General features: G+C 48.6%; 15 protein-coding genes. 6 read left to right on the top strand and 9 right to left on the bottom strand.

Annotated features, from left to right (window positions below; translation table 11 throughout):
• Nucleotides 1–1,188 carry an MFS transporter gene (locus DUW71_RS04570; RefSeq protein ID WP_119394053.1) on the top strand — a complete coding sequence of 396 codons (1,188 nt, stop codon included), beginning with the start codon at nt 1–3 and terminating at the stop codon, nt 1,186–1,188.
• Here the strand turns inward: DUW71_RS04570 and DUW71_RS04565 are convergent.
• Nucleotides 1,133–2,599 carry a glycogen synthase gene (locus DUW71_RS04565; protein ID WP_119394052.1) on the bottom strand — a complete coding sequence of 489 codons (1,467 nt, stop codon included), beginning with the start codon at nt 2,597–2,599 and terminating at the stop codon, nt 1,133–1,135. The genes DUW71_RS04570 and DUW71_RS04565 overlap by 56 nt on opposite strands.
• A complete protein-coding gene (glgC, locus tag DUW71_RS04560) occupies nt 2,596–3,900 on the bottom strand; it encodes a glucose-1-phosphate adenylyltransferase (RefSeq protein ID WP_267896647.1) in 1,305 nt (434 codons plus the stop codon). Before glgC ends, DUW71_RS04565 begins: the two co-directional genes overlap by 4 nt.
• Before the next feature lie 304 nt (nt 3,901–4,204).
• Here glgC and DUW71_RS04555 point away from each other — a divergent pair, with 304 nt between their 5' ends.
• The 3 genes from DUW71_RS04555 (at nt 4,205) to DUW71_RS04545 (ending at nt 6,735) form a co-directional block, all read left to right on the top strand.
• Nucleotides 4,205–4,669: a hypothetical protein gene (locus tag DUW71_RS04555; RefSeq protein ID WP_119394050.1), complete on the top strand. Its 465-nt coding sequence runs from the start codon at nt 4,205–4,207 to the stop codon at nt 4,667–4,669.
• A gap of 115 nt (nt 4,670–4,784) precedes the next feature.
• The gene (aroA, locus tag DUW71_RS04550) at nt 4,785–6,068 is read left to right on the top strand and encodes a 3-phosphoshikimate 1-carboxyvinyltransferase (RefSeq protein ID WP_119394049.1); all 1,284 of its coding nucleotides are present in this window, start codon (nt 4,785–4,787) and stop codon (nt 6,066–6,068) included.
• A 109-nt stretch (nt 6,069–6,177) separates the two neighbouring features.
• Nucleotides 6,178–6,735 carry a DJ-1 family glyoxalase III gene (locus DUW71_RS04545; protein WP_119394048.1) on the top strand — a complete coding sequence of 186 codons (558 nt, stop codon included), beginning with the start codon at nt 6,178–6,180 and terminating at the stop codon, nt 6,733–6,735.
• A gap of 46 nt (nt 6,736–6,781) precedes the next feature.
• Here the strand turns inward: DUW71_RS04545 and grxD are convergent, their stop codons facing one another.
• Entirely contained in the window at nt 6,782–7,102 is a 321-nt protein-coding gene (gene grxD, locus DUW71_RS04540; RefSeq protein WP_119394047.1) for a Grx4 family monothiol glutaredoxin, read from the bottom strand.
• Between the two features lie 168 nt (nt 7,103–7,270).
• Here grxD and argF point away from each other — a divergent pair, with 168 nt between their 5' ends.
• On the top strand, nt 7,271–8,191 hold the full coding sequence (argF, locus tag DUW71_RS04535) for an ornithine carbamoyltransferase (RefSeq protein ID WP_119394046.1): 921 nt from the start codon (nt 7,271–7,273) through the stop codon (nt 8,189–8,191).
• A gap of 181 nt (nt 8,192–8,372) precedes the next feature.
• On the opposite strand, the gene DUW71_RS04530 is transcribed toward argF, so the two are convergent.
• The 5 genes from DUW71_RS04530 to DUW71_RS04510 form a co-directional block, all read right to left on the bottom strand.
• A complete protein-coding gene (locus DUW71_RS04530) occupies nt 8,373–9,275 on the bottom strand; it encodes a universal stress protein (RefSeq protein WP_119394045.1) in 903 nt (300 codons plus the stop codon).
• Between the two features lie 106 nt (nt 9,276–9,381).
• A complete protein-coding gene (locus tag DUW71_RS04525; protein ID WP_158583872.1) occupies nt 9,382–9,939 on the bottom strand; it encodes a BON domain-containing protein in 558 nt (185 codons plus the stop codon).
• Complete coding sequence (locus DUW71_RS04520) at nt 9,939–10,547, bottom strand: SIS domain-containing protein (RefSeq protein ID WP_158583871.1); 609 nt, start codon at nt 10,545–10,547, stop codon at nt 9,939–9,941. The genes DUW71_RS04525 and DUW71_RS04520 overlap by 1 nt, the downstream gene beginning before the upstream one ends.
• A complete protein-coding gene (locus DUW71_RS04515; RefSeq protein ID WP_119394042.1) occupies nt 10,540–10,881 on the bottom strand; it encodes a YraN family protein in 342 nt (113 codons plus the stop codon). Before DUW71_RS04515 ends, DUW71_RS04520 begins: the two co-directional genes overlap by 8 nt.
• Before the next feature lie 2 nt (nt 10,882–10,883).
• Nucleotides 10,884–12,635 (bottom strand): penicillin-binding protein activator, encoded by a 1,752-nt coding sequence (locus DUW71_RS04510; protein ID WP_119394041.1) that lies wholly within the window; start codon nt 12,633–12,635, stop codon nt 10,884–10,886.
• 72 nt (nt 12,636–12,707) lie between these two features.
• On the opposite strand from DUW71_RS04510, the gene rsmI reads away from it, so the two are divergent.
• Nucleotides 12,708–13,541, top strand: coding sequence for a 16S rRNA (cytidine(1402)-2'-O)-methyltransferase (rsmI, locus tag DUW71_RS04505; protein WP_119394040.1), 834 nt, complete (start codon nt 12,708–12,710; stop codon nt 13,539–13,541).
• A gap of 127 nt (nt 13,542–13,668) precedes the next feature.
• Here the strand turns inward: rsmI and DUW71_RS17555 are convergent, their stop codons facing one another.
• Entirely contained in the window at nt 13,669–14,028 is a 360-nt protein-coding gene (locus DUW71_RS17555) for a hypothetical protein (protein WP_158583870.1), read from the bottom strand.
• Nucleotides 14,029–14,413 lie beyond the last annotated feature (385 nt).

The following is a 14,413-nucleotide window of genomic DNA, read 5'->3' as shown; positions in this document are numbered from 1 at the left end:
ATGACAACCAACACACCTTATTGGCGCTTATCGGCGCTCTACTTTTGCTATTTTTCGGTATTTGGTGTGTTTGTGCCCTACACCAATCGTTTTTTTAGTCTGTTTGGCTGGAACCCGGCTGATGTAGCGCAATTAATCGCTGCAATTATGGCGGCCCAGTTTGTCGGGCCATTTACGCTGGCCAAAATTGGCGATGTAACGGGAAAGCGTATGCAGCTAATGCGCTGGACGGTTATTTTGCTCCTCGCCGCTATGGCTGTGGCTGCGTTGGCACCCGAGAGTAAACCCGTTGTGTTGCTTGCTGGCGTGATGTTTGGTTTGAGTATCTCAGCGGCGCTTCCACAGCTCGAAGCAACGACCTTGCACTATTTAGGTGACCGCCAGCAGGATTATGGCAGAGTCCGACTATGGGGTTCGATGGGGTTTGCCATTATGGCGCTTACTGTCGGCCAGTTGATGGCGCTATTTGGCTACCTTGTGTTTGTATTGTTGATGCTGTTTTTTGCTGTGTTGATGTGGTTCATTACTTGGACGCTAGCACAGCAAGTGGAGATAGAACATAGCCATGACACCCCCGTTGTGCCGGTTTGGCATACGTTGAAACAACCGGTAATCATTCTTCTGCTACTAACGGCAATGTTTTGGCAGTTTTCGTTTGCCGCATACAATACATTCTTTGATGGCCTATTACTGGAAAATAACTACCCGGATTGGGGCAGTGGTGTGGCAATCTTTGTTGGTGTAATTGCCGAAGTTGCCATGTTTATGGTGGTTGCCAAGCTGTTTGATCGCATTGGGGTGCTGCCTATGTTGATTGTTGCCTTGGTACTTACTTCGTTGCGCTGGAGCGCCATCGTTTGGGTAATGCCATGGTTACCATTGCAAATAGGCTTGCAGAGTTTGCATGCATTTAGTTATGCCGTAGCGCATGCAGCGTTTATCTACTTAATTGGGGTTTATTTCCACCGCAGTCAGCAGGTACGCGGGCAGGCAATTTATCAAGCTAGTTCCACCGGTGCTGGGTTGATTGCTGGTAACTTGTTGGCGGGGCAGTTAATTGTTTGGTTTTCAATGAGTACTGCATTTTATTTGGCAGGTATGGCGGCCGCCGTAGCGGCCGGTCTAGCATTACTTATGTGGTACGTCGGGCGTCGAGCGCCGACTGATACAGTGCCAAGTAGTCGTTAGCAGCTTGATCCCAGGTAAATCTGGCGGCCATGCCATTTTGCTGCAATGCCAAGAACGACGCTTTGCTGTGGTACCAAATCCAGATGGCTCGCTCTATCAGTTGAGTGAGTTCGTCTGGGTGGGTTGATATCACGTGTAAGCCGGTCGCTTGCTGCAAGTTGCTCTCATCATCATTTAGTGGCACTACTGTACCGGCAAGCCCACCTGTGCGGCGAACGATAGGTACCGCCCCATAGCGCAAGCTGTAAATTTGATTTAAGCCGCAAGGTTCAAATACCGAAGGCATTAAATAGTAGTCGGCCGCTGCCTCGATTTTATGCGACAAGGGCTCGCTGTAGCCATAAATAAAACGTACCGTTTCAGGGTGTTGGTGGGCTAGTTCTTCTAACTGATGCGCGTAGTGTGGGTCGCCTGAACCTAGCAGAACAATTTGTACGCCATCACGGGCAATGCGCTGTAATGCAGGAATAAGCTGGTCGTAGCCTTTCTGGCTGGTTAGTCGGCTAATGTTGGCAAACATTGGAATTTGATCGCTAACGGTTAACCCTAGCTCTTTTTGCAGCGCCATCTTGCAGGCGGCTTTACCGGCTAGATCATCAGCAGAGTAGTTTTGTGCGATATGAGGGTCGGTTTCTGGATTCCATTCGCCGTAGTCGCAACCATTTAATAAACCAACAAAATCCTCGCCGCGGCTGTAATACATCTGGTTTAAACCATGGCTGGTTGGGATATCTAGTAGTTCATCACGATAGCCAGGGCTCACGGCGTTGACTTTATCAGCAAATCGAATGCCGGCTTTGAGCAAGTTGATCTGGCCATAATCTTCGAGCATCTCTGGGCGCATTAGGTCTTCGGTTAACCCAAGCTGGTACCACAGGGCGCCAGACGTTTGCCCTTGGTAGGAGCCGTTGTGTACTGTGTGCACACTGGCGGTCTTAGCAAAATAGTCGGTGTAACCGTAGTGCGCGCGCAAGTAATAAGCCGCCAAGCCCGTTTGCCAATCGCTGGTGTGTAGGATGTCTGGTTGAAAGCCAATAGCTTTGGCGAGTTCTAACCCAGCTTTACTTAAAAATGCGAACCGTTGGCCGTTATCAATGTAGCCAGTGACTCCATCATCATAAACGCCGTGACGGCTGAAATATTTGTGATGCTCCAGCAAATAAACGGTCACCCCTGAGATCTCTGTGACCCGAACGGTACAGTACTCGTTTTCGGTTGGGGTCATTGGAACAATCAAGGTTGGCAATACAACTGGGAAGTCCTTTTCCAATAAACTGCGGTAACAAGGCATCACAATGCGAATATCGTGGCCTTTGTTAACTAATTCAGCCGGGAGAGCCCGGCTGACATCTGCAAGGCCGCCTGTTTTTAGCAGGCCTTGAACTTCAGAAGATAGATATAAAATTTTCATTCGAACCCTACGCGTGCACCTTTTGGAATCACGATGACACCGTCTGGTGACATATGGAAGCGGCGCTTATCTTCGGCGATATCTTCGCCAATAACAGTGCCCGGTGCAATCACTACGTTTTTGTCGATGATGGCATTGCGAATGCGACAACCGCGGCCAATATCGGTGTTGCCCATAATGACCGACTTTTCTACGTAAGTATGTGAGTGGACGTGTACGTTGTAACCCAGTACTGACTCGTGAATGACAGAACCCGAGATAATACAGCCACCGCTGACCATAGAGCTAACTGCGTGGCCCACCCGGTTTTTACTGTCGTGAACAAATTTCGCTGGTGGAATGGCAGGGTGGTGCGAGCGTAGTGGCCAGTGCTTGTTGTACAGGTCGAATGGTGGCGTAATGTCTATCAAGTCCATATTGGCTTGGAAGTAGGAATCTAGCGTACCCACATCGCGCCAATAGCCACGTGTTGTTTCCGATTCACCGCGAATGCTATTGGTAGAAAAGTCGTAAACGTAAACGTCGCCGCCAGGAAATAGCTTTGGAATGATGTCGTGGCCAAAGTCATGTAAAGAATCAACAAGCTGGGCGTCTTCTTCCAGTGACTCAACTAGTGTTTTAGAGTCAAATACATAGTTGCCCATCGAAGCCAACACATGGGTAGGTCGGCCTGGAATGGTTTTGGCACCTTTTTTCGGTTTTTCTTGGAAGCCGATCATTTTACCGGTTTTGTCTACTTCAATTACGCCAAAATGATGCGCATCTTCAACCGGAACAGGAATGGCAGCTACGGTTAACACTGCTTTGTTATCGCGATGGAAGTTAAGCATTTGCCGCACGTCCATTTTGTAAATATGGTCGCCACCAAATACACACACTTCCTCTGGATCCATGCCACGAATAACGTGTAGGTTTTGATAAATGGCATCGGCTGTGCCTTGGTACCAGTGCCTACCTGTTTGCATTTGTGCCGGTATTGGGTCAATAAAGCGGTTGGTTAAGCCAGACACTGTCCAGCGTCGAGACATGTGCTTCAGTAATGAGTGTGATTTAAACTGTGTTAGAACAAAGATCTGTAGCAAATCTGAGTTAACAAAGTTGTTTAACACAAAGTCAATAATGCGATAGTTGCCGCCAAATGGCACTGCTGGCTTTGCACGGTAACTTGTGAGTGGTGCAAGGCGAGTTCCTTCCCCGCCAGCCAAGATCATAGACAGAACACCAGACATGCTTTTTTTATTCCTTGTTAATTTGAGTTTCTGATTGTGTAAAAGGTAGTAGGCTATTGCGGATAACGCCAATAATTCGCCAAGAATTTGTCACACTGCCTTTGGCACGGGTCAGACCCTAGTTAACAAGTCTAAGCACGATAAGTTGACAGCCATGTGACGGTGTCGAAGTGGAATTGGCTAAAGAAAACCGGACTCATCTGGACAGGGTCACGATTCATATCGTGAATGACAAGAATGGTGATGATGGTAAATACTACCACTAAAAATATGATGAACTTTTTGTGCATATGCGGCCCTCAGTGTCTGGTTGATAGCTTTATATGGCCAGCTTCTCTGTTATTATACAAGAAGACCAATCAATAGGATGTATGTTATGAAATCCCGCCTGCTTGCGATGACTTGTTTACTCATGGCTACTATATCGGCCAAGGCTATAGAAATTGAAATTACCGCTGGTACAGAATTCGATGTCAAAACCATCAACCGCAGTGATGTGCAAACAGGTGAGCGATCAATTGTGTTACTACGCCCGCGTGTTGCTTCACCAAGCCTAGCACAGGGCGTAGAGCAGCTGCCCGAGTACTGTGTGCTGTCGGCCAATATGACATTAAACTCCAATCGTGGTTTGGTCATTGCCAACCATTTGTTGTGTGTTACCGAAGAAAAAGTCATTGTTGAAGCAGACGTTGAAGGGATTGTGAATACGGTAGAGGGTGAGAACACCGTACCGGTTGAATGTTTGCAACGCTCTAATGATCGCTGTGTTCGTGCTCGCTTGGAGCCAAGTAATGAGTTTAAGTTTGTGATAAGCGAAGACGTAACTTTGACGGATCAATAATCCTTTTAGACAGTGCAGGCTCGAAATCTGCTAATTTCGGGCGATAAAGAGTAGTTGACAGGCGGCGCATCAGTTAGAATGCGCCTACCTATTGACAACTTAGGCTAGTTTTACCATGGAATCTCTGACGCTTTCTCCGAAGTCCAAGGTAAGTGGAGAAATCACGCTACCTGGCTCAAAGAGCCTATCAAACCGAATTCTGCTATTAGCGGCATTGGCTGATGGCGAAACCACCATAACCAACTTGCTCGACAGTGACGATATCCGTCGCATGCTTGAAGCCTTAACAACCCTAGGCGTTGCATATCAATTAAGTGATTGCAAAACTCGCTGTGTGGTAACAGGTAAGGGCAAAGCGCTTGACATTGACGGCGCTTGCGAACTGTTTCTAGGCAATGCTGGCACGGCTATGCGACCACTTACTGCCGCCCTATGTCTGGGCAAGGGTGAGTTTACCCTAACTGGTATTGAGCGTATGTATGAGCGCCCAATAGGCGACCTAGTAGATGCCCTACGCCAAATTGGTGCCGATATCGAATATCTAGGCAATAAAGATTATCCGCCATTAAAAATTACCGGTACTGGCTTGAAAGGCGGTGAGGTGAGTATTCGTGGCAATATTTCAAGCCAGTTCCTCACAGCCCTGTTGATGGCTGCCCCTTATGCTGACGCTGACCTGACAATTGTGGTAGACGGTGAGTTGGTCAGCAAACCATACATCGACATCACGCTGGATGTGATGGCTAAGTTTGATGTGCAGGTAGACAACCAGAATTACCAGAAATTTGTCGTGAAGTCTGGTCAGGTATACCAAAGCCCAGGCGAGATTATGGTGGAAGGCGATGCCTCTTCAGCATCTTATTTCCTAGCTGCTGGCGCCGTCGCGGGTGGTCCAGTTCGCGTGCATGGCACCGGCCTAGCAAGTGTGCAGGGCGATGCCAAATTTGCGCAAGTACTTGAGCAAATGGGAGCCAAGGTAACTTGGTCGGATACTTGGATTGAAGTGAGTTGTGATCAACCATTAAAAGCGGTTGATGTGGACTTGAACCACATTCCAGATGCAGCAATGACCATTGCCACGGCTGCTTTATTTGCTGAAGGTACGACCGCTATTCGCAACATTTATAACTGGCGTGTGAAAGAAACCGATCGTTTGTCGGCCATGGCGACTGAACTTCGAAAAGTGGGTGCCGAGGTCGTTGAAGGTGAGGACTATATCGAGGTCACACCGCCAGCTAAGCTGACCCATGCCGCCATTGACACCTATGATGATCACCGTATTGCTATGTGCTTCTCGCTTGTAGCACTTAGCGATACTGAGGTGACCATTAATGATCCGGGTTGTACGGCTAAAACCTTCCCTAACTACTTCGAGTTGTTTGAGACCATTCGCAACTAACACAATTGTTTACCTATACTGTGGTGAGCTAAAGGGCGTTATTAACGCCCTTTTTATTGTCTGCATGGTTGGCGCGGCCTATTCGTTAACGCGCAAGTAAGGAGTGAATATGACGAGAGTATTGGTACCGTTAATTAAAGGGTTTGAAGAGTTAGAAGCCATCACCGTGGTGAACTTATTGCGCCGGGCAGGGGTTGAGGTTGTTTTGGCAGCGGTCGAGCAGCCAGGGCACAAAGTGGAGGCTAGTCAGGGCACTGAAGTCACCGCGCATGCGTTGCTGCAAAGCGAGCATGCAGAGGGGTTTGACGCCTTGTTTATTCCTGGCGGGCCTGGTGTAAAACAGCTGTTACACAGCAACGAGATGGCGCGTGTGGTAAAAGAGTTTTCCGAAGCAGACAAGTTTATTGCCGCCATTTGCGCAGCACCAGCAGTGTTGGTGAAGCATGAAGTTGTAAAAGCTGGACGAATTACGTACTACCCAGAAAGTTTGGTTGGCATGATTATTCCCGAAGATGTTGTGCTAAGTGGTAATGACGTAGAGTGTAGTGGCAAAATTCTTACTGGCAGGGGGCCAGGGGTGGCAATAGAGTTTGGCTTGGCTTTGGTTGATATGTTGCTAGGGCGCAAAGCTCGCAAAAAAGTAGCGGACGCCATTTTTGCTGTTTAGCGGCTTGGGCTAAAAGGGGTTGCCAGCTTGGCAACCCCTTGCAATGTTACGCACCGACAGCGGCATCAACTTCTTGTTTAAGCTCGCCGTTTTCGAACATTTCAACAATGATGTCGCAGCCACCAATTAACTCGCCTTTGATCCACAGTTGTGGAAACGTAGGCCAGTTTGCAATGGCTGGTAGTTCTGCACGGATATCTGGGTTGGATAGAACATCAACGTAGGCGAAACGCTGACCGCATTCCATTAATGCTTGCACGGCTTTCGCTGAGAAACCACACATTGGTTGCTCTGGTGATCCTTTCATGTACAGCAGGATGTCATTTTCGGCAATTTGTTGCTTAATCACTTCGGCTGTTGTTGTCATAGCTATCTCTCGCGATTGATCTTTCAATTGTCAAATGTAGGTCAATAAACTGGTGAGTAGTTTACCAATTTACTCGGGTTTTGTCGTCATAGATTTGCGCAATGCTAGCAAGCGGGGTAAAGTTCTGCGTTCGATTTTTAGACATTCGAGCCATTGCAGGAGTTCCCCATGGCCAACACTAGACACTTTTTAACGCTTACCGATTTTACGACTGACGAGTTACACGGCCTAATTCAACGTGCCGATGAGCTAAAAAAGCTATTCCGCAGCCGCACGCCTCACGAAACATTAAAAGGCCGAGTGCTGGGTATGATTTTCGAAAAGTCGTCAACGCGTACGCGTGTGTCTTTTGAAGCGGGCATGGCACAGCTTGGTGGTGATGCAATCTTTTTATCTCCACGCGATACTCAGCTTGGTCGTGGTGAGCCTATTGAAGACAGCGCGCGCGTGTTGTCGCAAATGGTCGACGCTGTGATGATTCGTACCTTTGAGCATGAAAAGGTAGAAACCTTCGCGAAATACTCATCGGTGCCGGTGATTAATGCTCTGACCGACGACTTTCACCCGTGTCAGCTGATTGCCGACATGCAAGCCTATTTTGAAGTGAATGGTGACATTAAAGGTAAAACCGTTACTTGGATTGGTGATGGCAATAACATGTGCAATTCGTACATTAACGCCGCGCGCATGTTTGACTTTGAACTGAACGTTTGTTGCCCTGAAGGTTATGAGCCAGATGCCAAGTTGCTTGACGAGAACAAGGGTCGAGTCAATATTCTACGAAGCCTTGAAGCGTCAGTAAAAGGCTCAAGCTTGGTGGTGACGGATGTTTGGGCGTCGATGGGGCAAGAAGAAGAAGCGCAAAAACGCATGCAAGCGTTTGCCGGTTACCAGGTCAATCCTGCCTTGATGGATAAAGCAGCGAGTGATGCACTGTTTATGCACTGCTTACCAGCGCACCGTGGCGAAGAAATTTCACATGATATGCTGGATGACCCACGCAGTGTAGTGTGGGAAGAAGCAGGCAACCGCATGCACGCACAAAAAGCCTTGCTCGAGTTCTTGATCAACGGCAAGTTTGGTGAATAATCACTCATGTTGCCCGGCCACAAAATAGTGTGGCCGTACAACCTACGGTGAATCGGTGTAGGTTTTACAAACCGAAGGTTTGGGAAACATTGACCGATGGTGATTCATGTTGCCCGGCGCGAAAGAACGCGCCGTACAACCTACGGTGAGCGGTTTTAGGAAGCCTTCATATCTACCCGACCTAATCGCGGTCGGGAATAACAAGAATATCCGCTGTGATGCGATCCAGTATGCGCTCGGCGGTGTGGCCGATCAACATTCGCTCGAACCCGTTGCGACTGTGTGCACCTAACATCACAATTTGATGGTCATTGGTGTACACCGCTTCTGGTATCACTTGTGCTGGTGCGCCCATCTCTAAAATACAGTCTTTAATACCATGGCGGCTACAAAGATCTTGCATCCGATGTTCGTGTGCCGTTCTTACTTCTTCTAGTACTGCGGTGTGATCCATGGCAGGCTGTTCTGCATGGACCATAATTGGGCCTGGATCGAATGCATGGATTACTGCTATTTGGCCACCAACACGCTCAACAAACTTTTTCGCTTGATTGATAATACTGTCGTCACGACCGGATATTTTCGGGTCTTCGTCGTCTACAGGGTCCACGCACACAGCAACAGTAGGGTCTCTATCCCAAGCTTCGGCTTTGGTAAGCAAAATAGGTACGGGCATGTGGCGAATCAATTCCCAGTCGGTATGACTAAGGAAGGTACGTTGAATAACATTTTGATAATGCGTTGCCTTGAGCAAAATGTCGAAGTTGTCTTCGTGTCGATAATGCTCGATGGCAGACACTAGGTGTTTGTCCCATGCAACATGGGTCGCTACCTGAATTTCTTGTGCTCGTAGAGTTTTGGCTAGCTTTTCAAGATAGGCTTGTGCCTGCTCGATGGCGAACTCTTTGGCTCGCGCTGCGGTTTCTTCACCGAGTAGGCGCGTAGTGAGGCCACTGTGAAATACACGTGCCAGCAGCGTCACTCGGCTATTGGTTGCCAAGGCCAGAACGGCCGTTTTTTTCAGTAGGTGGCCATAGTCTTCATTCGGATCAATGGCCACCAATAAGTGTTGTGCTGCAAACATCGTCGTTCTCTCTAGTTGGAGGCGTATTTACAAGCCTAGTAGAGGTAACGCGAAAGCGATTTGACGCGAGTCAGCCAAAATGAAAATGATAAATGTTTTTTGCCTGCTAAATGGCGAACAAGGTAACCACTTTTTGCACGCCTTCAACGCCTGCGGCTAATTGCGCCGCTTGTCTGCCTTCGTCCTCGGTCAGGCTCCCCATTAAGTATACGACGCCATTTTCAACAATGACTTCTACTTTGCGCGACGGGAAGTCATCGGCATTAAACATGGCTGCATGGATGCGCACACGCAGCCAGGTGTCGTTCGCTTTTATCGTAGAGGTGAGTTTTTCGCCGACAATAAGGTGATTATGCAAAGACTCAACGCCTGGCAGTGGCAATACTAAATCATTAGCTAGTTCAATGGCTTGTGGGTCACCAATACGCCCTACTAGTAGTACGTTGCCTTGGTTAACGTGAGCGGATGATTCTAAGTTGTCAAAAGCAGGGCTTGCTTCCGCGAGCAAACGTTCAATACGTGTTTCTAGCTCAGTGTCGCTGCTAATGCCTTCCACTGTGCGGTCATTGGGATTGTTTACCGGCGTAGTATCCGGCTGTGGTGTTGAGGCGCAGCCAAACAAAATTGTGCTGGTAAGCGCCATGATAACTATATAGCGTCGCACTAGAATTCCTCATCAAAGCCAAATAATAAATGATCAACGTTACTTGCAAAGCAGTTTACCAACATATGGAAGCTTTCGTGAATAAGTGGCGCGCGATCATGGGGGACTCGTAACTCAATGTCGCTATCGGTTAATACAGAAGCCACATTGCCACCGTCGCGAGCGGTTAGGGCAATTACTCGCATGCCGCGATCATGTGCCGTGGTGACTGCATTGACAAGGTTAGCAGAGCGGCCAGATACCGAGAAAATGACCAATACATCGTTCTCATGGCCAAGCGCTTCGAGCTGTTTGGCGTAGATTTGATTGAATTGGTAGGTTGCTGCAATGGCCGTGTGAGCAATGGTATCTGTGGTTAAATTAAATGCCGGTAAACTTGGGCGGTCACGCTCAAAGCGGTTCAATAATACAGTGGACAGGCGTTGCGCTTCCAAGCCTGCTAAACCATTGCCGCAAGTAATTATCTTGCCGTCACCCAACAGGGTTTCAACCATAGCCGAACAGGCCTCTTCAATGCTGGGTGCCAATTCGCTAACCGTCTGCTGAGCGGATTCAATACTATTTACAAACTGTTCAATGATTCGCTGGTCTAACTCGCTCTCAGACATCAAATGCGGCCTTAATCCATATGGGTGATTCATCGGTTGCCATGGCAATTACGTCGAAACGACAAGCAGGCCAAGTACTTTGGCGCTGCAAATACTGCTGGGCGGCTTTAATGATACGGCGTTGCTTGCGCCAATCAACACTTGCTAGGGCGGTATCGGTTCCTTGGGTGCGATGACGTACTTCAACAAACACTAGCGTGCTGCCATCCATCATGATTAGGTCGATCTCACCACCCTTCGCGTTAAAATTCTTTGTTACGGGTGTTAGTCCTTGCTGTTGCAGCCATTGTTGTGCTTTGTTTTCTGCTGCTCGTCCTCTGAGCCAGTGTTGCATAGTTACTCTCTAGTGCTGAATGGGTTCTGCTGTATTGTAGGCAAGGCTTGTACACCGCGCTCATTAATTTCAGCCATGCTTAGTTGGCGTTGTACGCGACCAAATTCATCAATGGTGAGTGAGCCGGTTGCGCCAAGAATACGCACGGCACTTGGATCTTGTGCCCAGCTTAAGCGAAGCTGCAAGGCGAAGGTGTCGGCCCCCATGGCATACAGCCCTTGATAAACCCCTAAGTCGCCATGCGTGCGAGCCAGAGTGCTTTCAATCGGGTATTGGTTTAGCTGCCATGGTGTTGCGGCCAAGCGCATACCTTGCAGGTCGGTTAGCTGGCGATTGGCCGTTGCTAGTGTAGACAAGCCATAAATTGGCATGTTTTCAGCGAACTGCTGGTTGAATAGTGGTTTTAACAACTGTGCTTCCTCTGGAGAGGCAACCATCAATACAAAATCTAAGTCTTGGCGAATACGGGCGGTGGTTTCTAACGATGTGCCTAAGTTGGCTGCTAGTCGACGTGCTCTAAGGTTAGATGCATCAACGCCTAATAGACTTTGTACATTATCCAGCCAGCTGCGGCGATCAGTTTGTTCAAAGGCCTCATCACCAACAATACCAAATTCTTGTGTTTGCCATTGGCTATAAAAAGCCCGGCGCATGCGCTCGCCATAACTATTGGCTGGGTAGATGATGGCACCATTGTCAAAACCACGTGCTTTGGCGTCGGCGAGAATGATTGGTAAGTCATGCTCGGGCGCTAAGGCGAACTGGTAAAGGCCTGGACGGTGCTGGGATGTTTGGTTTAAGGCAATGATTGGTAAGTCTTGTGGCAGTGATAGTACTTCAAGTAGCTTTTCTTGACGAAGTGGGCCGACCATCATGCTCACGCCACTGCTAGCAAACTGCTGGTAGATATCGGTAATCGTCGATTTTTCAGTATCAGCAATGACCAACTCAATTGCCGTGCCGCCGGCTTGCAAATGCTCGTAATAAGCAGCCATAAAGCCGTTTAATACTGCCTCACCTGAAGCTTTTAGTGCGCCACTCAATGGCAAAGCAATACCAACCGTATCGCCCATCACAAGCCCAGCACCGGTAATCTGCATTAACTCGGTTGGCAGTAGTTCAGCCGCAGGGTGATTGTTAAAGCGCTGGCGCCATAATGTGATAGAAGCCGATAGCTGCTCTGGTGAGGCCTGCCAGCGTTTGTATAACTGCGCCAATGAAAGCCAGCCTGTTAGGTCGGGGCTGCTTTCATTCATCATTAGTTGTTCAATGTCGCTGCTTTCTAACGAAGCAAGGTTGCGCCAAATCGCATCGTGCACTGCTTGCATGTCGGCATCGACTAACAGGGGTGCAATAAACACACGCTCACGGGCAGCTTGATACCATTGTAAAAGTTGTTCGTGCGCCCAAATGCGCTGCTCGGAAATACGAATCAGTTCTGCTTGTGGCAGGCTATCTAACAAATAAACATACTCACCCGACAACCAGGTTAGCACTTCCGCTGGGTTGTCGAGTTGCTGGGCAATTTCGGCGCGCAGTAAAACATAGTCGGTTTGGTCGGCAATGCTGAGCGATTGGATAGACTCTTGCAGTAAAACATTACGTGCGTCTTGATAGCGCCCTGCGTTAACATAGCTTTGCGCTTGTGCAATCGGGTCACCACTAAAATCTGGCGTTGTTGTTCGCGGTGTTGTCGCACAGCCAGCAATGATGGCAACAAATAAAACCAGTAAAATTTTGTGCACAAGCTTCATTGGTAATCCGTTTCACAATCGTCAATTAATCGCCATAGTATATGGCACGCATCATAACTTGTAGAGGCGCAAATGAATTCATCTACAGCTCAGGGTCAGTTAGCGGTGGTTGCCACCCCAATCGGTAATCTAGCAGACCTAAGCGAGCGCGCAAAGCAAACCCTTGCTGATGCAGACGTTATTTTGGCGGAAGATACCCGCAATACCAAACAGCTTTTGCAATTAGCCGGTGTGCATTACCAAAAGTTGGTGTCGTTGCATGAGCACAACGAAGTAGAGCGTGCTAAGCAAGTTGCTAGCTGGTTAGATGCTGGCCAGAACCTAGCGCTGGTCAGTGATGCGGGCACACCACTGATTTCCGACCCCGGTTATGCTGTGGTAAACCTACTTCGCGAAGCAGGCTATGACTTGGTGGCTGTGCCCGGGCCTTGTGCATTGATTGCCGCGCTGTCGATCTCAGGTTTACCAACCGATCGCTTCACCTTCGAAGGATTTTTGCCAGCCAAAAGTGGTGCCCGCAAAAAACGCCTGCAAGAAATTGCCAGCAACACTGGCACGTCGGTTATGTACGAGAGCACCCATCGCATTGAAGATATGCTGGCGGATATCGGCGAAACCATGCCGGGCAGACAAGTGGTGATCGCCCGCGAGTTGACCAAAAAGTTTGAAACAGTACTAACTGGAACCGGCGAAACGCTAGTCGATCAGCTAAAAGCTGACCCAATGCAAAAGAAAGGCGAGTTTGTTGTCATGGTCGCCGGTAACCCAGAAGGTGGCGCTGGCCAGTTATCAGAGCAACAAGTGATTGCCGCACTTAGTGAGCTGCCAACTAAACAAGCAGCAAAAATTATGGCGCAATTATTTGGCGGCAATAAACGAGAGTGGTACGCCAAACTAGATTCTTGATTAATATCGCGGCTGGCTTCAATGCCAGCTAGCGCGAAAATATTTGGCCTGCAACGGGGTAGTTTGCTGGTGAGTAATTCCGCCCAATGTTCTTCGCGACTAGGGCTGATAAATGTCAGATTGAGAATTAAATCCGTTCGTCGACAAAATAGCCTTTGGCGACACCCATATTGTGGTACTGCTCAGCTTTGACGCCAAAGCGGTCTGTGCCACCCATTTGCTCTGCTTTGTTTCGAAGCGCTTTGACAAAGTCGCCAATGTTTTCGACAACAGTAATGCCATCCTTAAAGGCGATACCTTTTTCGATGCCGACGTGCTTGGTTAGTTGATACCGGGTTGCAGTATGGGCGAATGACTCATCCTGCAATATCGCGATTTGGTTTACCGTTGAGCGCTCTTCGCTACTGAAGTTTTTGCTACTAAAGTCCAGGCGTTGATTGCTGATCGATGGGGCTCGATAAACGGTTGTGGCGTTGCTAACGTCCATATCTTCACCAATAAGTTGTACAGATAAATTTAGACTAGCAGTGTGTGGCGACGAGCCTTGTAATGTCCGTTTGTTTGTTTGTTTGTTTGTTTGTTTGTTTGTTTGTTTGTGTAAGTGCGTTGGCTTAGCTTGAATTGAGTTTTGTTGTCGGTTTTGATGGTGCCGATGATTCGTGACTACGATGTGCCGCGATGTCGAACGGGTCGCGAAGTACATTGGGTGGTGAATCGCTAGTGGACTCAAGGCGTGGCAAGAGTGTGACGAGTTTGCGGACCGTCAGCTGCCAGGGATGGCAGATGACGAGGTTACAGGGATGTACTTGCACCGTGTCCGCAAGCCGTTACCTCTTGCCAAGCCGAAACCCATGTCGAATCCTAGCCCAATG

This window comes from Salinibius halmophilus (assembly GCF_003577475.1).
Lineage (GTDB): Bacteria > Pseudomonadota > Gammaproteobacteria > Pseudomonadales > Natronospirillaceae > Salinibius > Salinibius halmophilus.
The sequence above is the reverse complement of the archived record's forward strand: the minus strand, read 5'-3'. Positions and strand labels throughout refer to the sequence as shown.